Raw genomic sequence first — 22,520 nt, 5'->3', positions numbered from 1 at the left:
AATTCGCGTGATGCAAATTTGCCTTTTTAAATATGATAAAGTAAGCTTATTCCGGTTTCCCGTTTTCTGCTTCAGTGATCTTAAATTTCTTGGAATAAATCATAATCACAAATCCTGCGATCATAAAAGGAATTGAAAGGATTTGTCCGGTATTTAATCCTCCAAATTGAATGAATTCGTCGCCCTGAGGTTCTTTCAAGAATTCTACAAAGAATCTGATTGCCCAAAGAATGATGAAAAACAGTCCGAATAACCATCCCTGTTGGTATTTTTTGTTGGTTCTTGTATATAAGATCCATAATAAAACGAATAAACAAACATATCCGATCGCTTCAAATAACTGTGTAGGATAACGTGGAATTGTTACGCCGTACTCACTGCTTTGCTGAGGGAAAAATATAGCGAATGGTGAACTAGGGTCAACTGGTTTTCCTATAATTTCAGAATTGAAAAAGTTACCCATTCTTACAAAAGCACCTCCTAAAGCAACTACGATTCCTATTCTGTCATATACCCAGAACGGATTTTTCTTGATGATTTTAAATGAATAATAAAGTGTTGTAAAGATCAAAGCGATCGTCGCTCCGTGACTTGCCAATCCTGAAAATCCCGTGAATTTTAATCCGTTTTTAGTGCTGATCGGTAAAAATACACTCCAAAAGTCTTCTTTGAATAATTCCGGCTGATAGAAAATAACGTGTCCCAATCTTGCACCCAAAATAGTTCCGATCAACGTCCAAGTGAAAAGAGGTTCAAGATATTTTATGTTTACATTATCGATCTTAAAAATTTTAGCCATTAAAACATAACCTAATCCAAAAGCGAAAATAAACATTAAGCTATAGAAATGTAGGGTGATTGGGCCTAATTGAATTCCCTTTGAAGGGTCCCAAATTTTAAATGGAGTTTCCAGTTCTACCTTATCAGAAGCTGCAATTGGCTTGCTAGATTTTACAGCATATTTAAATGTAGTGATATTGTCCTGCGTAGCTCCAGTTTGAATTAATTTAAAGTTCTTATCAAAAAACTGATACTGATTTTCTTTAAATCTTGCCAGAGTTTGCACACTGTAATTGTAATAATTAGGCTCAAAGTTGGATTCATTCAGAATAACCAAAACATTGTTGTCTATTTTTTTATCGGCAAATCCGCTCAGATCCTGAGCTTCAGTTGTTGCATAAATTTTTACAGGAAGTTCAGTTGAATTTACCTTTAAAGTTCCGTCTGATAAACTGCCCTGATAATCCTGTGCAAAAAGACTTTGCGTAATAAAGGCAAATAATACAAGGTAAATTCTGAAAAAAATATTACTCATTTCTATTTTTTTAATAGTTTGTTCGTTGATTTTATTTTTTTGGTGGAACGGGATCATATCCGCTTCCTCCCCAAGGATGACATTTTGAAATTCTTTTCAAACCTAACCAAAAACCTTTAAAAATACCGTGAACCTGCAACGATTTCACCATGTAATGTGAACATGTAGGCTCGTAACGGCAGTTTTTTGGAAGTAAAGGCGAGATAAACCATTGGTAAAATTTTATTAAAACTACCAAAGGAAAAGTGATGATTTTATTGAATGTGAGTTTCAAAGCAATGCAAAAATAGGGTAAAAAAATTAAAATTAGTTTAAATTTGTTATAAGTTTCGGGGCGTAAATAGTTGTTTCATCGGATAAATTCCGGCGTTTGTCGATTTTGTATATTTACACATTCAAAATTGAAATATTTATGGGTGCTTTGTCATCTTTGTATTAAAATTTTCACTTTAAATCAAATCAAAAAATCTTGAATCAAAATATTCCATTAGCTGAAAAATTAAGACCCAAAACCTTAGATGAAGTTCTCGGGCAGGAGCATCTTACGGGAGAAAAAGGAACGATAAGAAAAATGATAGAGAATAATGCTTTGAATTCTCTTATTTTCTGGGGACCTCCCGGAACCGGAAAAACGACTTTGGCTGAAATTATTTCTGAAAAATCCGGAAGAACATTTTATAAACTTTCTGCGGTTTCTTCAGGAGTAAAAGATGTTCGGGATATTATTGAAGAAGCCAAAAATCAGAATTTGTTTTCAGGAAAATCACCGATCTTATTTATTGATGAAATTCACCGTTTTAATAAATCTCAGCAGGATTCACTTCTGCACGCAGTTGAAAAAGGTTGGATAGTTTTAATTGGTGCAACTACAGAAAATCCAAGTTTTGAGGTGGTTTCGGCTTTGCTTTCGAGAAGTCAGGTTTATGTTTTGAAAGCATTGAGCTATGAAAAACTCGAAGAACTTGTTGATATTTCTTCAGACAGATTTAATAAAGAAGAAAATACCTATTTTAAAATTTTAGAAAAAGAAGCTCTGATTCAATATTCGGGAGGTGATGCCAGAAAATTGATCAATTCTGTGGAACTTGTTTTAAATCAATATAAAAACTCTGATACCAACGAAATTATTAATTCTGATGTTCTTGAAGTTCTGCAGGAAACGATGGCGCTTTATGATAAAAATGGGGAGCAGCATTATGATATTATTTCGGCATTCATTAAATCGATGCGCGGAAGTGATCCGAATGGAGCTGTTTATTGGCTCGCAAGAATGATCGCGGGAGGTGAGGATATTAAATTTATTGCCAGAAGAATGTTGATTTTGGCTGCTGAAGATATTGGTTTGGCGAATCCTACAGCTTTAATGATCGCTAATAATTGTTTTCAGGCCATCAACGTGATTGGAAACCCGGAAGCGAGAATTATTTTGAGTGAAACAGCAATTTATCTGGCCGTTTCTCCGAAAAGTAATTCGGCTTATATGGCTATTAATGATGCTTTGGCATTGGTAAAGCAAACCGGAAATCTGCCTGTTCCTCTACATCTTAGAAATGCGCCGACAAAGCTGATGAAAGATATGGATTATGGCAAAGAATATAAATACGCCCATTCTTATGAGGGTAATTTTGTTGATCAGGATTTTCTGCCACAGGAAATCAAAAGTTTAAAATTATATGAGCCCGGAAATAATGCGACCGAAAAGAAGATCTACGATGAGCTCAAGAAAAAATGGAATGATAAATATTAAATACTAAAAAAGGATACTCACTGAGTATCCTTTTATATTTTGAATAATAAAATTATTTCGCTTTAGTTGTAAAAGTTAAGAATTTTTTACCGTTCTCTTCTTTGATCTGTTTGTTGTTCAGGATTTCCGCGTAAACCTTAGTTTCAGGATTTTTGAACTCATAACCATCGATGAAAACCGGTGTATCTTTTGGAAGACTATCCATTTCATTGACTTGAGCTATTGTAAGCCTGTCTAAACCTTCGTAACCTTTGATAAACTTATATTCTACAAGTCCGTTATCTGCAAGATCAGCATATTTTTTAAGGTTTTGAGGTAGTGCAGCCTTTGTTCTTGGAATGCCTTTACCTTGAAGCATATTGCCTTTAGTGGCGAACATATCTACAGATCCTACAACGTCATTGGCAATTGCGAATTTTGTAGATGTATTTTTCTGAGCAAATAAACTTGCTGAAGCAAATATTAATAAAGAGTAGAGTAATTTTTTCATAGTTTATGGAATATGTAACTGTTAAAAACTTGATAAATATAAGTAATTTTTATAAAATGTGAATGAATTTTTAGTTTAAATTAAAAATTAACCATCAATAAGGCTTTTTATTGCAATCCTGAATTGTCATTTTCAATATTTTCATCTTTTTTATCAACGAGATTTTTAATGATATTTTTTAATCGCTGAAACATAAATGAACTCAGTAATAAAATGATACCCAAAATAATAAATGCAATAATTCTTGAAACATTATCCATTTGCCAGACATCGTAAGCGTATAATTTTAAAATCATCAAACCAAGAAGAGCAAAGCCAACTTTGTTGAGTTCTGAAATGTTTTTCTTTAACCCCAAATAAATAAAAATACTTGAAAGAATTGCCCAAATTATTGGTAAATATAAAATACTGAAGTGTTTTTCAAGCTTCCAGACTGTCAAAATGTCAGTTGTGTTAGCCAGAATATATAAATGGTACAATTCACAACTGATTACGGTAACAAATGTGATAGATGCAAACCAATACGAAATTTCTTTTTTGAAGAAATCTGATTCAGGTAATATTTTCCAAAGTGTATAAATGAATGGAATCCAGTAGAGTAGGTGTACGGCATAAAAATTAATATCGATTTTCTTCACTAAAATAGACGTCACAATTCCTGATGCCGAAAATGAAACATTCAACATTAATAGAAACAAAAAGATATAGATTAATCCGGTTTCAAAATCTTTATTAATATCTAATTTTCTACGGAACAATAAAATAATAAAAAGATAATACACACTGAATAACAGTCCAATACTGAAAATAAACGACCAAGGTTTTTCTGAAATATGATAAATAATTTCCAATAATAGAGCAACATAAATCACTCCAAAGCTTAAAATTTTAAAGGTATATTCAAAAAAACTGTTGTCCTGTTTTTGGGTTTCAGGAAGTTTTTTCAGTAAAATCAAGTTAGCCAGAGTGGTAATTACAGTTACAGAACTTGTTAAAAATACAGGATTGAAGACAATATTAAGATTTTTCGCAGTATAATATTCAGCCCAAGTAACCATTTGAGTTACAATAACCAAAGGGAACAAAACATAAAAACAAAGCTTAAAAATAGTAAGATTGGTTTTCTTCCAGATAAATAAAAGGAGTGTTGCCTCAATCGCCCAAACTGTTGTGATTAAATGTGTCTTAAACTGCAACGCAAACGCAATGGTAACAAGACTTACCGTAATTCCTGTAAAAACAGAATAACTAACTCCGAAGACTTTTTTATTGTATTCTTTGAGTAATAATAAGCTGTTAATTAAAGCAAAAATAATTGGAAATATAATGACAGGTTCATAATCTAATTCATTGAAAATATACACGATACCAATAATACTTGAGAAATTAATCAATACAAGCATTAAAATATCATAAGTTGAAAGTACATTTTTCTTGATATAACTCTGCAAAGCAAATGCGTAGAAAATTATATAAGCAATAATGTAAAAATAGATGCTTAAAATTTCGGGGTTTTCTACAGTCCAATAAAAAAGATAAATATTAGTGAAAATAAAGGCGATCCAACCCACACTTTTCCAATGTTTTAGAAATGCGATGATGAGCATTCCAATATTTAAAACCATGATGTAAGTGAAGAGAAAAGGGTAGTTGCTTTGTCCGGTGCTGATCATTAAAGGTGCTAAAAATCCACCGAATAACGAGAAAATAATTAACGTTTCACTCTTATAATAATACGATAGAAGTATGGAAATCAATGTAATAATACAAGTTATGATAAAGGCGAAATTCTGTGTAAACAAATGATATTCCCTAAAAGCAATAGTGGTTGTGAAATATAAAATTGCAATTCCGCCGCCTGTAATAATTGATGAAAATACAGCGTAATTTTTCCTTAAAAAATGGGCAGTCAGCATAATTCCACCACCGATTAGGAAACCAATTCCTGCTCTTGAAGTTTCTCCGATCCAGTTTTTATCAATCGCATACTTTACAAAATATCCGATTCCGAGAACCAGAGTGAAAATTCCAATGATTGTCAATATGTTTTGTTTTAGAAAATCAAAAATCGGAGCCACCCAATCTTTTTGTGGAGGAATTTCTTCGGAAATGGAAATCTGTTGTTCTATCGGCTGAACTTCCTGAATATCTTTATCTAAAGTAAATTTTACTTCAGAAGTTGTTCTTTCTTCCTTGATTTCAGTTAATTGTACACTTTTATTTGCGTTTTTTCTTAACTCAGAAATTTCATCTTCAAGATGGCTTATCTTTTTACTAAAAGTATAATAGGCAAAAATAAAGGCGATGATTAATATGATGAGCAGGAAGTTTTCCATTTGTCGTTTTATTTATCAAATATAGAAAATTCGGGGAGGTTACAAAGAATTAATCCACCACATAAAACATGCGATGGATTAATTATATAGAGTGATTAAAGTAAAAGTAGTTTTCTAGTTCGATACTTTATAGATATAAAAAGAACCTGTGCTAGAGCCTAATAGCCCAACATTAAGCAATGATGATCCTGTAAGACCAAAAGAAATTTTGTCGCCAGATTGTAACGTGTAAAGAGAATTTATACTTGTTTCTGAAATCGTTAAGCTTAATACAAGAAGATTCGCTCCACTGAAGGTTCTGCTGTCAATAAGAGTTGCAACTCCTGCACGTGTTCTCAAAATTCCAACTCCTGGAGAGTCTGCTAGGATAGCAGCCTGAAGCCCTGTTCCGTATCGAAAAGAGTATCCAATTGCATAGACTCCATTTGTAGGAACCGTATACGTATTATCCGTATCGGAAAATAACGATGCAGTTCCTAAAGTTCTTTCTGCCTGTACAAAATTTACAGCTCTAAATCCGGTTGGAAAAAGGGATAAGCTTAACAAATTAATACCTGCCGTTTTCTTAGCAGAATAAACGCTTGTATTAGAGCTATTTAAGTTAATAGCATTTACAGCCGCATCAACAATAAGTTGAGGGTTTACCTGAGCAACCTGAAAGTCGCCACCAGTATTTTGGTTTACTGCCAAGATCTGATATCCTGGAAGTGCTGGAGCAACAGGTGTTGTCCTGATTTTCATGGTTCCGTTTACATCTAGCATGGCTAAAGGAGTTGGAGTCCCGATTCCGACTTGCGAAAATGCGCTAATAGCAATTAAGGATAAAATTGCACTACAAATTTTAGTTTTCATGTTAAAAAATTTAATTAGTTATGGTCAAATCAGTTAGTTTTCAATTTTTTTTAAAGCAAAAATCATGCCTTCGTGATTAAGTTTTTTTTAACATTAATTAAAAATTAATAAAATATTTTTAATCATTTGTTTAATATTTATTAAAAAAATACAGATAATCTGGTTATTTATGTGAATTTGAAAAATCGAATAAAGCTTTTGGGTTGAAAAAATTCAATCAATAAATCACCAAATGGTTAATTATTTTAATTGAAAAAAAATAATACTGTCATGAAATATGACAGTATTGCTTATAATTGAGAAAATTTGTGACTTTAACTCTCTAGAAGAAATTCTTTATAATTTCCAAGAAAATCTACGTTTGCGTTAATTGATTTTAATTCTTCCAATGCATTTTCATGTAAAACGGCATCCCATTTTCCGGCAACATTAATGTAGAAGAAATAATTTCCAAGACCTGTTTTTAACGTTCTTGATTCTATTTTGCTTAAATTCATTTTTCTCCAAGCAAAAACAGATAATACCTGATGCAGACCTCCTGCATGGTCTTCCGGCAAGGTAATTAGTAGTCCGGATTTTTCACCAATTACTTCAAGTTTATCATTATTATATATATCATTACGTTTTGATATAATAATAAAGCGGGTATGATTTTGTTCAAAATCCTGAATATTACGATTGATAATTTTCAATCCATACAAATTGGCAGCAAACTGATTGGCAACTGCCGCTCTTTTAAGTTCAGGATGTTCAGAAATATATTTTGCAGCGGCTGCGGTGGAAGAGAAGTCCTGTCTTTGTACTTCTTTATACTCCGTATCTAAAAAATGAAAACTCTGAGCCAACGCTTGTGGATGAGAATAAATTTTCTCGATTTCATTAGCATTATTGTCAGGGTGAATCATTAAGTGGTGAGCAATCGGCATTACAGCTTCGGCTTCAATTTTTATCAAAGAGGTCTTATATAAATAATCCAACGTCATCGAAACAGTCCCCTCTATTGAATTTTCTAACGGAACCACCGCTTTATCTACTTCACCTTTCTCCACTGCATTGAAACAGTCTAAAATATTAGCCTGTGGTAAAAGTTCTTCATTTGGAAATAATTGGGCAGTTGCGAGCTGTGTAAAACTTGCGTGAGGACCCAAAAATGCAATCTTCATCATATTTTATAAATTAAATTCTCTATTTTCTTGAATCAAAGTTCAAATATGGCAATAAAAATTTAAACTCAGGATTTTTACTAAACCCTAAACCCTAAACCCTAAACCCTAAACCCTAAACCCTAAACCCTAAACCCTAAACCCTAAATTCTACGGTTTCCAGTTTTCTTCAATAAGTTTCATAAGAGCATCGGGACACTTAATAATTTTATTCAATTTTGCATCTAAAAAAAATAAAGTGGTAGATGCCTCGGTGATTTTAATATGCTCCGCATTGTAAATTTCGTAAAAAAATTCAATTTTCACCCCCGGAATTTTTTTTATGAAGGTATGAATTTCTAATTCTTGGTCATACAAAGCGGGCTTCAAATACTTAATTTTATACTCCGAAACGGGGAGCCAAATTCCCTGACTTTCAATCTCATCATATGACATTCCTATGCTTCGAAAAAGTTCAACTCTGCCAATTTCAAAGTATTCTGCGTAGTTACCATAATAGACGTATTTCATTGGGTCTGTTTCTCCGTAACGTACTCGTATTGTGTGTGTTGTGTGTATCATTTTTAATGCTTAATTATACATACAAATATATTTTTAAATAATCAATACCTCCAAAATTTTTTTATCAGATAAAAAATTCGACCTTTGTCTTCCTTCTAAAAAGTACTAACCAAGAAATTAATCGGGGCATAAAAATGGATGACAATTTAATGATGATATGGCAGAGGTGCCTTCAGTTTATGCGTGACAATCTTAACGCAGCTGAAGATAGTTCTGATCTAAAAAAACTTGAGAAATCTTTCGATCTATTATTTGATAAGGTTCAGCCAATTTCATTGGTTGATAACAACCTTACGCTGATGGTTCCGAGTGATTTTTACAAGGAATATATTGAGGATAATTACCTATCCTTACTTTCTGCTGCCCTGAAAAAAAATATAGGTAAAGGAGTGAAATTGTGGTACTCTGTAATGGAAAATAAACCAAATGGTTTAGAAAAGCCCGTTACAATGAACATGAAAGGGAAAAGCGTTCCTACTCCGAAAATGCAGGAAACAATGCCTCAGGGTTTTTCTTCGAATATTGTAAACCCTTTCGTAGTTCCTGGAATCAAGAAAATAAACATTGATTCTAATTTAAAATCTGATTTTTCTTTCGATAATTATGTTGAAGGAGAAAGCAACAAATTTGCTGCAACGGTAGCAAGATCTATCGCAAAAAGACCTGGTGCAACGGCTTTCAACCCATTATTTTTATATGGAGGTTATGGAGTTGGAAAAACGCACTTAGGGCAAGCGGTTGGTTTGGAAGTTAAAAGTCAGTTTCCTGATAAAGTGGTTCTTTATTTGTCTTCTGAAAAATTCATTCAACAGTTTATTTCAGCTGCAAAAGCACACAAACAGACGGAATTTGCAAACTTTTACCAGATGGTGGATGTTCTGATTATTGATGATATTCAGTTCCTTTCCGGAAAATCTGCTACTCAGGATAGTTTCTTCCACATTTTTGACTATTTGCATCAAAATGGAAAACAGATTATCCTTACTTCTGATAAGGCTCCTGTTGATATTATGGATATTCAGGACAGAATTGTTTCCCGTTTCAAATGGGGACTTTCTGCAGAAATAAAATCTCCGGATTTACAGACGCGTAAGAAAATTATCGTTGATAAATTAAGCAGAGACGGGATCGTTCTTACAGAAGATATGTTGGATTTCCTTGCTGCTGAAGCTAAAACCAACGTAAGAGAGCTTATCGGAGTTATTAATTCTGTAATTGCTTATTCTACGATTTACAAATCTGAATTAAGTCTTGAGTTATTAAAAGATACAATCAATAAGATTGCTGCCAACCAGAAAAAAATCATCAATATTCCTTATATTCAGGATGTTGTATGTGATTATTTCGGAATCAAAAGAGAGCAGCTTTTATCTAAAACAAGAAAAAGAGAGATCGCACTTCCAAGACAATTGGCGATGTATTTTGCGAAAGAACTTACCAATGCTACATTCACTAAAATTGGTGAAGAAATGGGCGGAAAAGACCACTCTACCGTAATGTATGCCTGCGACACGATTAAAGATGTTTCCAAGATCGACAAGGAAGTTAAAAAATACGTTAAGGATCTTGCTGAAAGAATCAAACATTAATATTTTTAATTAAAATAAAGGAAATGAAGAATAATTTTTATTCTTCATTTTTTATTTAGTTTTGTCAGAAGAAAATATTGTAAGCATTAAATTTTTCAATCTTTAAATTCAATAGCATGAAAATACTGATGGTCTGTCTGGGAAATATTTGCAGAAGTCCTTTGGCAGAAGGAATTATGAAAACAAAGCTTCCTGAAAATTTCTTTGTAGATTCGGCAGGTACAATTTCAATGCATGAAGGTGAACATCCTGATAAAAGAGCTGTAAAAACTGCTGAGAACCATGGAGTTGATATTTCAAAACAGCAATCAAGACCAATTGTAAGCTCAGATTTTGAAACTTTTGATAAGATCTATTGCATGGATCATCGGGTATATGAAGATGTAATTTCAAAAACTAAAAATGATGAACAGCGTCAAAAAATTTCATTATTTTTAGAAGATACAGGAAATCTTAAAAATTCAGAAGTTCCCGATCCATATTGGGGCGATATGAATGATTTTGAAAATGTTTTCCAATTGCTTGATAAGGGTTGCGATGCAATTCTCAATCAACTAAAAACAAACAACTAGCAACAAACGTATAATTAATAACTTATAATTCTAATAAAAATGCTTTTTTTACTACCGGCTTATTTATCTGAAAATACTTCTATTACTCACTTTTCGCCTGTTTTGAAAGACTATATCATGCAGACGGACTATTTCTTTGTAGAGAATGAAAAGACCGCAAGAAAGGTGGTTAAATTCTTTGCTCCAGAGAAAAAACAATCAGATTTAAAACTGTTTTTATTAGATAAATACACCGAAAATAAAGATATCAAAGAAGCTCAGGAATTAATGTTGAAAGGACAAGATTTCGGTCTTCTTTCCGAAGCCGGTCTTCCATGTATTGCCGATCCCGGAAACCTGATTGTGAAATGGTGTCACGAAAAAAACATTCGTGTTATCCCAATTTCAGGACCTTCGTCAATTATTTTGGCTTTAATTTCAAGTGGTTTTAATGGACAGGAATTTAGTTTTAATGGATATTTACCGATTGAAAAAGGGGAAAAGAAAAAGCAAATTTTACAGTTGGAAGGCCTAGTTCAGCGAACTGGATATTCACAAATCTTTATGGAAACTCCTTATAGAAATAATGCCCTTTTTGAAGATCTGACTAAATTTCTTTCTCCCAATACAAAGCTTTGTATCGCTGCCAATATCAATGATCCTGAACATGAATTTATCAAAACAAAAACGATAAAAGAATGGCAGAAACAAAAACCTGAACTTCATAAAATTCCGGCTGTTTTCGTTTTAGGTAAATAACTTTAACATGCGTTAACGTAAGCTTTGCATCATTCTTGTGTATTAACCAGCATAACATCAAAAAATTAAATTATGTCTGAAAAAAAATTAGCAGGACTTTGGATCGACAGCGAGAAAGCTGTAGTTGTAAAAAATCATGATGCTCAAAATGCATTTAAGTTTTTTCTTTGCAGTCCGGTGAAAGCAGAAATACAACACGGAAATTCAAGTGAAAACGCAGGAAACAACGCTGAAAGAACGAATAAAGTGAAATTCTTTAAAGAAGTAGAGCATTTATTAACCAATTCTCAGGAGGTTTATATTACAGGCCCGGGACAGATTCAGGAAGAATTGAAACATTATCTACATGATACAGCTCAGTTCAAAAATCTGGATATTACATTGGATACTGCACAACAGATGTCTGATGAACAGGTTTTAGAAACGGTGAAAAATCACTTTAATGCTTAAGTTTTTAAACTAAAAATACAAAATCCGAATATTAATCAATATCCGGATTTTTATTTATTTTTTTCTTTTCGTTCTCCATTTTCTCCAAAGGAAAATAATTAATGGAATTAATAAAAAGAATGGCCAAAATGAAATAATTCCCAATACGAAACTCACAAAACTATTCCAGCCTTCCGTAATTGAGTCACCAAAACGGCTTCCAAAACCAATTTTAGAAGTAGCTGAACTTCTCACTTTTTCTTTATATAAACTTAAATTCAAAGTGCTGTAATTCACTCGATCATCAATGAAACGAAGTCTGCCTTCCGAAACATCAATTTCATCTTCCAATTCGCGGATATTTTCCTGAATTTCAAGAATATCCTTTGTCGTTGCAGCACTTTTAAGCATATCTCTATACTTTTCAAGGTAGATTTTCTTATTCGCTAGCTTAATAGAAACATCTGTATATTCTTCTGTAACATCATCGGATGAAATATTTTTAGACAAAACAGAACCCATTTCATCGGAGAATGAATTAATCAGTGCATCAAAATTCTTGTGTGGAACACGAATAACCAAATTTAAATTTTCATCAGTATCTGTATTTCGGAATTCTTCTTTTTGAATGTAAGCTTGGGTTTTATTTAAAATTTCAGTGGTCTGGTTCTGAGCTTTTTTAATATCTCCAACCTGAATGATCAAATTGCCATTTTTGATTACTTTCTTTGAAATAATATCTGTGTCTTTTTGAGATTTATTTTCTGTTGTATTCGATATTGAAGTAGCGGTTGGTGCGTAATTTTTAGGGATTTCTTCTTTTGGTGGCGGAGGAGGAGGCGGAAGATATTTATCAGAAGGTTTTTCCTCAAGGACTTCTGCTAAATCAGCTTTTACTTGAATGGGTTCCTGTTTATTACAATGGATAAGAGTAAGGCAAAATAAAAAGATAAATAATTTTCTCATATATAAATTTTGATGAATTCTTATCAAAAACTATGCTTGAAATTGCAATTTTATGAGAAATTTTCAGTAATTGATGTTAATTAATGGAAATGTTTTAGTTGTGAAGGTTTTTATTTGTTTAAATCATTAAAAAATCAAATTATTTTATATTTTTATTGAATGAAAAAGAGTCTTTTAGCATTAGTATTTTCTCCATTTTTGATGTACGCTCAGGAAGTTCCAAAACTTACTGATGAAATGGCGATGAAATTGGCGGATAAGCCCATTCATTGCATCAATCAGGAATATCCGAATAAAACAGCACATATCATTAATAATGAGAAGGAGGTTCCTCTTACTCCAAAAGACCTTCATCCCAGTTTTTATGGCTGTTTTGATTGGCACAGCTCTGTCCATGGACATTGGATGTTGGTTAGATTGCTGAAAACAAAGCCTAATTTGGCTAATGCAAAAGGTATTGAAAAGATTCTTGAAAACTCATTTCAAAAAGAAAATCTTCAAAAAGAAGCTGATTATTTCACCAAATATCAGTTAACAACAACATTTGAAAGAACTTATGGTTGGGCTTGGGTGCTTAAGCTTGATGAAGAATTAGCGACTTGGGATAATCCTAAAGCTAAAATCTGGCATGAGAATTTAAAACCTTTAACGGATAAAATTTTAAGTTCATGGAAGGCTTATTTGCCTAAACAAACGTATCCAAACAGAACCGGGGTTCACCCGAATACGGCTTTTGCAATGGTTTTTGCACTCGATTGGGCTAGAGCAACGGGTGATAAGATTTTTGAAAGTCAATTAATAGAAAGAGCGAAATATTTTTACTTAAATAATACCAAAACACCTGCTTATTTGGAGCCGGACGGTTCAGATTTCTTCTCGCCAAGTTTGGAAATTGCAGATTTAATGAGAAGAGTTCTCCCTCAACAAGAATTTGTAAAATGGTTAAATAATTTCTACGAAAAACGAAGTTTAGAGAATATCGAAAAAATTCCTGTTGTAAGCGATTTGTCTGATTATCAAACCGTTCATTTGGTTGGTTTATCTTTTACAAAAGCATGGTGTATGAAAGGAATTGCAAAATCTCTTCCCAATAATCATCCATTAAAAAAGGAATTCCAAAAAACGGCAACTGTATTTTTAAACAACGGACTTCCACTCCTTTTCCAAGGGAATTATGGTGGTGATCATTGGCTCTCTAGTTTTGCAGTTTATGCTTTGGAAGATTAAAAAGGGTCGAAGATGGAAGAGTGAAGTTTTGCAGTGTGAAAAAACTTCTATCTTCCGGCATCCAGCTTCCGACCTAAAAACAAAGATGCCTAATACTTGATTCCCAGTTTTTTAAGTACAAAACTTAGAAGCCAGATTGGTCCAATTAAAAGAAACTGTAGATCTTTTAGGAAAGACGGTTTTTTACCCTCAATTTTATGGCCTACAAACTGTAAAATCCAAGTGACGATGAAAACGGCAAGATAAACAATCCATGAATTTTCTTTAAAACGGATATTGATTCCATAAGCGAAACTCTCCATTAAAGTCATTACAAAAAGCATAATCAGGCCAATAAAAAAAGAAAGTCTCATGTAAAATATGGTTACTAAAAGCATGGCAAAAAGACTTACATAACTGATACAGCCGATATATCTAAAGCAAATTGACATTGACGGAATAATAGAAATAAACCCCAAAATCGTCCAGAAAATCAAAGGAACACATATCCAATGAATCAGCTTATTGGTTGAGTTTCTATGGCTTTCGGCATATTCTGCAAATAGTAAATCAATCTTTCTCATAATAGGAATTTGGAAAATACTAAATTAATAAAATTTTGTAATCGCAGAGCATATTGCTTACATTTGTGTTATGTCTGTCTTAGAAAAGTTTGGAGTAGAGATTTTTACGCAACATAATATTTTCGAAAGGATCTCTGCCGATAAGCCTTTTCGACCTGATAACCCTGCTTTTATCTTCATTAAAACGGGGACAATAAAGCTTCGTCAGCACTTCAGTGACTTGGAACTTTCCGCCAATATGTTTATGGTTACAGATCCGCAAACTGTGTATGAAATGGTTTCTGTAAGCGATGATTTTCAATCGAGAATGGTTTCTTATAAAAGAGATTTTATTTCAGCTTTATCATTGAAATTCAATAGATTAATTACCTATCGTTACTTTAGACAACAGATGAATATTGGCGTTCCTTTTCTGCAGGATGAAATGGATGTTGTCTGGAAAAGTGTCAACTTTCTGAAATACATTCTTGATTCTCCTACCGAAATGACGTACAAAAAAGAAATGGTAGAACATTTATTCTCAGTGTTTTGCTATCAAATGGCGGGGATTATTTCTAAAGAAGATAATAATTCGATGAGCCAGATGTCGAGACAGGAAGAGATTGTTTTTAATTTCCTGACTGAGCTTTCCGAGCACCATCTTACACAGCGAACGGTAGAGTTTTACGCCGAACGTCAATCAATTACAACCAGACATCTTTCCTCGGTGGTGAAGACTATTACGGGGAAGTCGGCGAGCCACATCATTGCTTTAATTGTAATCAATGAAGCAAAAGTTCTTCTAAACTCTTCAAATAAGCCTGTTTCAGAGATTTCGTCTATCTTGGGATTTAGTGATCAATACTCGTTTTCTCACTTTTTTAAGAAGCATTTGGAGGTAAGTCCGAGCCAATATCGAAATCAATTCGAAAGTTAAAATCCTACATTTGAACATCTTTTTCCAATTCTCAAACATTTGTTTGACTTCATCACTGCCGTAACTTTGTACTCGTAAAACAAGGTAAAATGGTTAAGAATATAAAAACAGCTCTATTACTCGTGATAGCACTATTTCCTGCGCTGTTTTTTTCACAAGAAATTAAACAGCTGACAGCGAATGAAGTCGCCGAACTGGCACTACAAAATCATCAGCAATTAAAGGTTTCGGCACAGAATATCGACATTGCGAAACAAAATACGAATGTTACAAAACTGCAGAAACTACCTACAATTACGGCTTCTACAAGTCAGTTTTATTTGGGGAACGTTTTGGCAATCGACAAGGATTTTTCAAACTCTACAAACATTCCGATGCCGCATTATGGAAGTTCTTACGCGGTTCAGGCGACTCAACTGATTTTTAAAGGTGGATTGGTCAATAAGTCTATTGAAATGGCCGGACTTCGTGAGCAATTATCAGAATTGGATTTGGAGAAAAACAAACAGGATGTGAAATTTTTAGTAATCTCTAATTATTTAGATGTCTATAAAATTTTAAATCAGGAATCGGTTTTTCAAAATAACAAAAAGCTGGCTCTGGAACGTTTGAAAAATATTCAAAAGTTCTATCAACAGGGAATGGTTACCCGAAACGAAGTAATTCGAGGAGAATTGGCCATCAAAAACTTAGATCAGGGAATTTTAACGTTAGCAAATAACAAGAAAATACTTAATTATAATTTAAGTATCGCTTTAGGTTTACCTTCTGATACTGAGATTATTCCGATTGAAAGTTTAACTAACAAAGAATCTGGAATCGGGATGGATTATTATTTTGATTTAGCACATAACAGCAATCCACAAATGAAATCTGCGAAGACCAATATTGATGTTGCAGATAAAAATATTGAAATCATTAAAACAGATAAAATGCCTACAATAGCAGGTTTCGGAGGTTATACTTTACAAAGACCAATTACCACGAGAAACCCTGTTCTGGATATGTATTCCGGAGGTTGGCAAACAGGTATTTCTTTGAGCTATAATATTGATAATCTGTATAAAACGAAAGAAAGAGTGAAGCTTGGAGAACTGCAAAAAAATCAGGCTAATGATGCCATGACTTTGGTTCAGCAAAATATAGATATGGGAGTGAATGCTGCGTATGTAAAATATCAGGAATCAATCCAACAAGCGGATATTCTGAATGATGCTAAGTTATTAGCTGAAGAAAACTACAAAATTACGGAAGCTAAATATCTGAATCAATTGGCTGTACAGGCCGAAATGATCGATGCTCAAAACCAAAAACTACAATCTGAACTGGATTTTGCGAATGCTGAGATCAATGTATTGTATCAATATTACAATCTTTTGAAATCTACAGGAACGCTTTAATTTTTTAAAACTCAAAACAATGGAAAACAAGGAAGAAAATACTCAAAATACACAGCAAGCTCCGACAAATACGGGAGGTACTGCCAATAAAAAAGAAAGAAAGAAAAATAAAATAAAAGCCATCATTTCAAATATTGTTGTATTTGCAATTGTGGGTTTTGGATTGTATTGGCTGATTGCTCAATATTTTCATATTGGAGATAAAACATATACGGAAGCAGCTCAGGTTGAGGAATTTATTAATCCTATCAATACGCGGGTTTCAGCTTATATTAAAGATATTAAATTCATTGAGCATCAAAAAGTTAAAAAAGGAGATACTTTAGTTATTTTGGATGATCGTGAAATTTTAACGCAAATCGGACAGGCGGAAGCTGCCTATCAAAATGCATTGGCTCAGCGCGTTGCAACGGGTTCTTCTGTAAACACAGTTTCTAATAACGTGAATGTGATGGAATCTAATATTGCAGGGGCAAAAGCAAGGCTTTGGAATGCTGAACAAAATTTAAACAGATATAAAAATTTATTGGCTTCGGAAGCGGTGACAAGACAGCAATATGATCAGATAAAAACGGAATATGATGCTCAAAAAGCAGCTTACGAAACATTCATTAATCAAAAACAATCTGCCAATCTCTCAACAACGGAAGTAAAAAGCAAATTTGGAATTATTGATGCTGAAATTAAAAGAACAAAATCAGCTTTGGATATGGCCAAAATTAATCTTTCTTATACCGTAATTACAGCTCCTTACGACGGTATAATGGGAAGAAGGATGATTTCCGAAGGTCAATTAATACAACCGGGACAGCAAGTTGCAACGATCGTTTTAAACGGACAAAAATGGGTAACCGCCAACTTCCTGGAAAGCCAAATGCCGAACATTAAGATCGGTGAAAAAATGATGATGACGGCAGATGCCTTGGGCGGACAGAAATTTGAAGGTGTGGTGACCGCAATTTCAGCAGCAACAGGATCAAGATATTCAAATGTACCGACAGATAATTCTACGGGTAATTTCATCAAAGTTCAGCAAAGAATTCCTGTAAGAATTGAGTTTACAGCTTCGAACAACAAAGAAAATGTAGAAAAGCTGAGCGCAGGAATGAATATGAATATTCAAATTAATAAATAGTTTTTTGGTAGGAAGCTGGATGTGGGAAGAAGGAAGTTGATGCAGCGTGGAAAACTTCCGGCTTCCATCTTCAAACTTCCATCCTCTACAAAAATATTAAAAAAAATCATGTACAACAAAGGATTATACCACGATTGGGTGCCAAAACCTGTACAACTTTTATTGATTATTTTATTAATGACAGTTGTGATGCCGCTTGGTGGAGTTTACACCGGAAATATCAGTTTTATGGTAGGCGGAACGGGTGCACTTTCGGAATATTATATGTTCGCAAATTACGCAACAACGATCGGGATGGGAGCGGCGATGCCGATTGTTTTAAGATTAAAAATGAGATTCAAAATCCGTGATAAAATTACATTGGTTTTGGTTCTTTTAGGAATATTGAATTACATTAATGCAACAACCTCAGAACCAGCAGTTATTATCGGAAGCTCATTGATTTTAGGTTTTTTTAAAATGATCGTTGCGATAGAAATATTTTTACCGGTAATGGCAATGATAGGAAACCGAGGAATGTTTTATGGTGTTTTCTATTCATTTATTCTTGTGATGAATCAAATTGCGGCATATTATGCAGTTGAGGTTTCTATTTTATATAACTGGCAGCAGTTTTTTATCATTATCTCTATTTTATGTTTTGTATTGGCGCTGTTGCAGTGGATTTTTATGCATAATCAATATTTTGCTTTAAAAGTTCCTTTACATTATATCGATTGGTTGAGCATTATTCTGTTTACATCAACGTTTATGTTTTCGGCATATGTTTTGGCATTCGGAAAACAACAGGACTGGCTTAATTCAACGAAAATTATTAATGCAAGTATCGCTGCTTTTGTAAGTTTTACACTTTTGGTGACAAGACAGACGCATTTGAAAAGACCTTATTTATCTTTTAAAACATTTTCAAAAAACAATGTGATGCACGGATTATTCATGCTTTTGTGTCTGGGAATGTTTTTGGGAACGACTTCGCTTCAGAATATTTTTGCAGTCGGAGTTTTGGGGTATGACCAATTAACCAATGCAAAATTAAATATCCTGATGATTCCAGGAATCATTTTGGCTGGAATTATCGCTGTATTTTGGTTTAAAAAAGACAAACCTTTAAAAATGTATGTCTTTTCAGGATTTTCCGCGATGCTGGGATATTCAATTGTGATGTATTTTTCGATGGTGTTGGAATTCAATTATGAAAGCTGGTATCTGCCCATGTTTTTAAAAGGTTTCGGAATGACAGCGTTATTCATCTCGGTTTGGTATTACACATTGGATAAATTAGAATTAAATGAAATGCTGGCCGCAATCGGAATGGCTTTAGTTTGGAGAACTTTTCTTACAGTTGCTTTTTTTTCTGCGATATTTTCGTGGTTTCAATATCAGTTTCAGGTCGTAAGTTTGGGAGATTTAGCAGTGTATATGGATGGTTTGACGGTGACTTCACAAAATGTCGCGGCCAATATGAAAACGATTCAACTGAACGCGATAATTGCTTCCAATAAAAAGATTTTCGGTTACATTGTTTTGGCTGGTTTTGGTATTTTAATTTATGTTCTTACCCATCATTTCGGAAAAGAGCGTTTCCAATATGTTCGATTTATTAAAGCTTTAAAAGGAAAATCATTAATAGCAAAAAGAAGATTAAGAGAAAATAAACAACTTGCGGAAGATATAAAAGATGCAGCCGGATCTGCAATATAAAGATACCTTGTTTTTCACTTGTAAAGCTCTGTTTTTAATCATAAAAATGGAGCTTTACTTTTTATATTTATTGTTAAATTATTTTTATTTAGACAAAATAAAAATTAAATTTGTAAAAGTAAATAAATCATATGACGAAGATTCAGACAGGGCAGATTATTGCCGAAGTTACTAGAAAAGAATATATTACAAAACATTACATCAGGGTTTATCTATATTCTCCTGATGTTCATTTGTTTAAAGATGCCACAATTGGTGATAATAATAAAATTGCGGTTCCTCCAAAAGGATTGAATGAAATCCATTTTCCAACGTTAGATGAAAATCATCAATGGATTCACCCGTCAAAAGAATTGGCTCCAAGTATCAGAACTTATACCCACCGCGGAATTGATTTAGAAAAAAATGAAATTCTCATCGACTTTGTAGATCATGGCGATGGTGGCCCGGCCTCCAGATGGGCGAGAGAAGCAGAAGTGGGCTCTAAATTGGGTGTGATGATGCGTTTGGGAAGTAAAGAATTATGTCCACAGGCTGATTGGTATTTGTTGGTCGGAGATGGCACGGCAATTCCCGTTTTGGGTGCAATTTTGGAAACTCTTCCTGAAACTGCAAAAGGAGTCTGCATTATTGAAGTTCACGGAAAAGAAGATGAACAGGTTCTGAAAACTAATGCTGATATTACATTTATCTGGGTTTATAATTCTGAACCTCATGGAAAAAGTGATTTAGCTCAAGTAGTAAAAACTGTTGAAATTCCCGAAACTTCAAAGTTCGGATATGTGGCAACAGAATTTTCAATTGTAAAAGAAATTCGTTCTTATTTAAGAAAAGAAAAAAATTGGACACAACAGGAATTATACGCCTATTCTTACTGGAAAGCCGGAGTTGCGGAAAACGAATCTCAGGCTGACAGACAGAAGGAAAAAAATGCTGTTGAATAGAAATTTAGAATGTTTTAAATCAATATTAAAATAACCTCAGAAAATTATATCTGAGGTTCTTTATTTTTTTCTGAAATGTTTAAACTTTTTATTTAACCACAAAAGAAACAAAAGATTAGCACATTATTTATTTAAGTTAATTATATAAACTGTAAACAAGAACACATAAGTTTTAAAAATCTTTGATTTTTTATTCTTTTGTAACCTTTTGTTTTCAAAAATAATTAAACTTTAATTTTGCACTAAAAACTTTTGTGTCTTTTGTGGTTAATTTCCAATTAGGTTAAACTTATTTTTAATTACGCAAAAACTGACCAATTCCTGTAGAATCAAACGTAAAAGTATTTTGATTTTCAGCTTTATCTAATTTTTTACTGATGGTTAAAGCCCATAAAACTAATTCTTTACAGAAGTTTTGATCTTCAATGCTTAGTTCTGAAGTATTTTCTTCAACAACTTCCACTAAAGGCTTGATACTGTTGAGTTTGCCGTAGAATTCTTCGTTTGTATCAGAATAATTAAGTTCAAGATGGTTTTTATTAAACCATTTAATTAAATCTGTGTATGGATTTTTAATTCCGTCTTTTTCTAGCTTAGAAATACGTGGGAAAATGTTTTCAAATTGTATCATGACTGCTTTGTCAATCAGTATTTTAGCGACATAATCTGCACCTTCTTGTTCGCCTTCATATACAAGCTCAATTTTTCCTGTAATTGATGGAATAATCGACATGAAATCAAGCAAACGAACCGTAGTTTTTTCAGCATCTGATTCAATTAATCTTAATTTTGCTGCAGCGACTAAGTTTTCCATTGCACTGATGGTAAGTCTTGCACTTACGCCACTTTTCGCATCAACATATTCGCTGTCACGCGCTACAAAAGCAACCTGTTCCAAAAGATCTTTCGCTAAACTAGGAATCTGTATCTGTGATTTATCTTGAGTTGAAATAGCAGCTTCCTGTTCCGTAATTTGTCGGGCAAGAGCAATTGTTTTAGGATAATGGGTGAAAATTTGTGACCCAATTCTGTCTTTCAATGGAGTAACAATGCTTCCACGATTGGTATAATCTTCAGGATTTGCCGTAAAGACAAACTGAATATCAAGAGGCATTCTCAATTGAAATCCACGGATTTGAATATCACCTTCCTGTAAAATATTAAGCAAAGAAACCTGAATTCTAGCCTGTAAATCGGGTAATTCATTCAAAACAAATATAGAGCGGTTGGCGCGGGGAATCATTCCGTAATGTAAAACACGTTCATCGGAATAAGGTAATTTCAAAGTTGCTGCTTTGATGGGATCGATGTCACCAATTAAATCTGCAACATTCACATCTGGTGTAGCCAGTTTTTCAAAGAAACGGTTGGAGCGGTGCACCCACGAAATCGGAGTTTCATCACCAAGTTCAGCAATAAGATCTCTTGAATATTTTGAAATCGGATGAAATGGACTGTCATTGATTTCAGAACCTTTCACGATTGGCATATATTCATCAAGAAGACTTACCATGCTTCTTGCAATTCTGGTTTTTGCCTGTCCACGTAAACCTAATAAATTAATGTGATGTCCAGCCAAAATAGCTTTTTTCAATTGCGGAACTACAGAATCTTCATAACCCCAAAGTCCTTCAAATACAGGTTCTTTAGCTTTAATTTTTGCAATTAAATTAGCCTGAATTTCTTCGTTAATCGTTTTATCTACGTATCCTGAATTTTTTAATTCTTTGAATGTAATATCGTTTTTCATTTTAAATTTTATTATTTCTGAGGGTTGGATGGAGAAGGGGTTAATTTTGATAGTTGATAGTTGATAGTTGATAGTTGATAGTTGATGTTTTGAGGATGATTTTTAATATTTGTTTTTGATTTTTTC

21 protein-coding genes are annotated in these 22,520 nt (G+C 33.3%); 11 read left to right on the top strand and 10 right to left on the bottom strand.

All coding sequences use genetic code 11. The features are described 5' to 3' along the window. Window positions 1–46: 46 nt before the first annotated feature. Both lgt and yidD read right to left on the bottom strand, forming a co-directional pair. Entirely contained in the window at window positions 47–913 is an 867-nt protein-coding gene (gene lgt, locus AC1Q7L_RS17390; protein ID WP_066759410.1) for a prolipoprotein diacylglyceryl transferase, read from the bottom strand. A gap of 433 nt (window positions 914–1,346) precedes the next feature. Next, the gene (gene yidD, locus AC1Q7L_RS17385) at window positions 1,347–1,589 is read right to left on the bottom strand and encodes a membrane protein insertion efficiency factor YidD (protein ID WP_066750451.1); all 243 of its coding nucleotides are present in this window, start codon (window positions 1,587–1,589) and stop codon (window positions 1,347–1,349) included. A 195-nt stretch (window positions 1,590–1,784) separates the two neighbouring features. Between yidD and AC1Q7L_RS17380 the strand changes: the two genes are divergently transcribed. Beyond that, window positions 1,785–3,062, top strand: a complete 1,278-nt coding sequence (locus AC1Q7L_RS17380; RefSeq protein ID WP_492307154.1) for a replication-associated recombination protein A — start codon at window positions 1,785–1,787, stop codon at window positions 3,060–3,062. Between the two features lie 52 nt (window positions 3,063–3,114). On the opposite strand, the gene AC1Q7L_RS17375 is transcribed toward AC1Q7L_RS17380, so the two are convergent. From AC1Q7L_RS17375 to AC1Q7L_RS17355, 5 genes are all read right to left on the bottom strand, one after another. Then, window positions 3,115–3,552, bottom strand: coding sequence for a hypothetical protein (locus AC1Q7L_RS17375; protein ID WP_492307155.1), 438 nt, complete (start codon window positions 3,550–3,552; stop codon window positions 3,115–3,117). A 107-nt stretch (window positions 3,553–3,659) separates the two neighbouring features. Next, window positions 3,660–5,888, bottom strand: coding sequence for a DUF2339 domain-containing protein (locus AC1Q7L_RS17370; protein ID WP_492307156.1), 2,229 nt, complete (start codon window positions 5,886–5,888; stop codon window positions 3,660–3,662). Window positions 5,889–6,002: 114 nt separating this feature from the next. Beyond that, window positions 6,003–6,740 (bottom strand): hypothetical protein, encoded by a 738-nt coding sequence (locus AC1Q7L_RS17365; RefSeq protein WP_492307157.1) that lies wholly within the window; start codon window positions 6,738–6,740, stop codon window positions 6,003–6,005. 314 nt (window positions 6,741–7,054) lie between these two features. Continuing rightward, a complete protein-coding gene (pheA, locus tag AC1Q7L_RS17360) occupies window positions 7,055–7,903 on the bottom strand; it encodes a prephenate dehydratase (protein ID WP_492307158.1) in 849 nt (282 codons plus the stop codon). A 150-nt stretch (window positions 7,904–8,053) separates the two neighbouring features. Then, window positions 8,054–8,464 (bottom strand): acyl-CoA thioesterase, encoded by a 411-nt coding sequence (locus AC1Q7L_RS17355; protein ID WP_410693450.1) that lies wholly within the window; start codon window positions 8,462–8,464, stop codon window positions 8,054–8,056. 134 nt (window positions 8,465–8,598) lie between these two features. Here AC1Q7L_RS17355 and dnaA point away from each other — a divergent pair, with 134 nt between their 5' ends. The 4 genes from dnaA to AC1Q7L_RS17335 all read left to right on the top strand — a co-directional run bounded on the left by dnaA (window position 8,599) and on the right by AC1Q7L_RS17335 (window position 11,813). After that, the gene (gene dnaA / locus AC1Q7L_RS17350; protein ID WP_072411595.1) at window positions 8,599–10,053 is read left to right on the top strand and encodes a chromosomal replication initiator protein DnaA; all 1,455 of its coding nucleotides are present in this window, start codon (window positions 8,599–8,601) and stop codon (window positions 10,051–10,053) included. 116 nt (window positions 10,054–10,169) lie between these two features. After that, the gene (locus tag AC1Q7L_RS17345) at window positions 10,170–10,625 is read left to right on the top strand and encodes a low molecular weight protein-tyrosine-phosphatase (RefSeq protein WP_492307159.1); all 456 of its coding nucleotides are present in this window, start codon (window positions 10,170–10,172) and stop codon (window positions 10,623–10,625) included. A 39-nt stretch (window positions 10,626–10,664) separates the two neighbouring features. Then, window positions 10,665–11,363 carry an SAM-dependent methyltransferase gene (locus tag AC1Q7L_RS17340; protein ID WP_410693448.1) on the top strand — a complete coding sequence of 233 codons (699 nt, stop codon included), beginning with the start codon at window positions 10,665–10,667 and terminating at the stop codon, window positions 11,361–11,363. Between the two features lie 72 nt (window positions 11,364–11,435). After that, the gene (locus AC1Q7L_RS17335; protein ID WP_410693447.1) at window positions 11,436–11,813 is read left to right on the top strand and encodes a hypothetical protein; all 378 of its coding nucleotides are present in this window, start codon (window positions 11,436–11,438) and stop codon (window positions 11,811–11,813) included. A gap of 54 nt (window positions 11,814–11,867) precedes the next feature. Here AC1Q7L_RS17335 and AC1Q7L_RS17330 read toward each other — a convergent pair whose 3' ends face one another. Continuing rightward, entirely contained in the window at window positions 11,868–12,758 is an 891-nt protein-coding gene (locus AC1Q7L_RS17330) for a DUF4349 domain-containing protein (RefSeq protein WP_492307160.1), read from the bottom strand. A gap of 159 nt (window positions 12,759–12,917) precedes the next feature. Between AC1Q7L_RS17330 and AC1Q7L_RS17325 the strand changes: the two genes are divergently transcribed. Next, window positions 12,918–13,985: a DUF2891 domain-containing protein gene (locus tag AC1Q7L_RS17325; protein ID WP_492307161.1), complete on the top strand. Its 1,068-nt coding sequence runs from the start codon at window positions 12,918–12,920 to the stop codon at window positions 13,983–13,985. Window positions 13,986–14,074: 89 nt separating this feature from the next. On the opposite strand, the gene AC1Q7L_RS17320 is transcribed toward AC1Q7L_RS17325, so the two are convergent. Continuing rightward, a complete protein-coding gene (locus AC1Q7L_RS17320) occupies window positions 14,075–14,548 on the bottom strand; it encodes an Mpo1 family 2-hydroxy fatty acid dioxygenase (RefSeq protein ID WP_492307162.1) in 474 nt (157 codons plus the stop codon). A gap of 70 nt (window positions 14,549–14,618) precedes the next feature. Here AC1Q7L_RS17320 and AC1Q7L_RS17315 point away from each other — a divergent pair, with 70 nt between their 5' ends. The 5 genes from AC1Q7L_RS17315 (at window position 14,619) to AC1Q7L_RS17295 (ending at window position 20,644) form a co-directional block, all read left to right on the top strand. Next, a complete protein-coding gene (locus AC1Q7L_RS17315) occupies window positions 14,619–15,464 on the top strand; it encodes a helix-turn-helix domain-containing protein (RefSeq protein WP_492307163.1) in 846 nt (281 codons plus the stop codon). Between the two features lie 89 nt (window positions 15,465–15,553). Then, window positions 15,554–16,864, top strand: coding sequence for a TolC family protein (locus tag AC1Q7L_RS17310; RefSeq protein WP_492307164.1), 1,311 nt, complete (start codon window positions 15,554–15,556; stop codon window positions 16,862–16,864). Window positions 16,865–16,883: 19 nt separating this feature from the next. Further along, on the top strand, window positions 16,884–17,999 hold the full coding sequence (locus tag AC1Q7L_RS17305) for an HlyD family secretion protein (protein WP_492307165.1): 1,116 nt from the start codon (window positions 16,884–16,886) through the stop codon (window positions 17,997–17,999). Between the two features lie 39 nt (window positions 18,000–18,038). Then, window positions 18,039–19,700 (top strand): MFS transporter, encoded by a 1,662-nt coding sequence (locus tag AC1Q7L_RS17300; protein WP_492307166.1) that lies wholly within the window; start codon window positions 18,039–18,041, stop codon window positions 19,698–19,700. Window positions 19,701–19,831: 131 nt separating this feature from the next. Beyond that, window positions 19,832–20,644 (top strand): siderophore-interacting protein, encoded by an 813-nt coding sequence (locus tag AC1Q7L_RS17295; RefSeq protein WP_492307167.1) that lies wholly within the window; start codon window positions 19,832–19,834, stop codon window positions 20,642–20,644. 295 nt (window positions 20,645–20,939) lie between these two features. Here AC1Q7L_RS17295 and AC1Q7L_RS17290 read toward each other — a convergent pair whose 3' ends face one another. After that, window positions 20,940–22,394, bottom strand: coding sequence for a sigma 54-interacting transcriptional regulator (locus AC1Q7L_RS17290; RefSeq protein ID WP_492307168.1), 1,455 nt, complete (start codon window positions 22,392–22,394; stop codon window positions 20,940–20,942). Between the last annotated feature and the right edge of the window lie 126 nt (window positions 22,395–22,520).

The sequence above is a fragment of the Chryseobacterium sp. GW823-FHT05E08 genome (assembly GCF_058795655.1).
The sequence above is the reverse complement of the archived record's forward strand: the minus strand, read 5'-3'. Positions and strand labels throughout refer to the sequence as shown.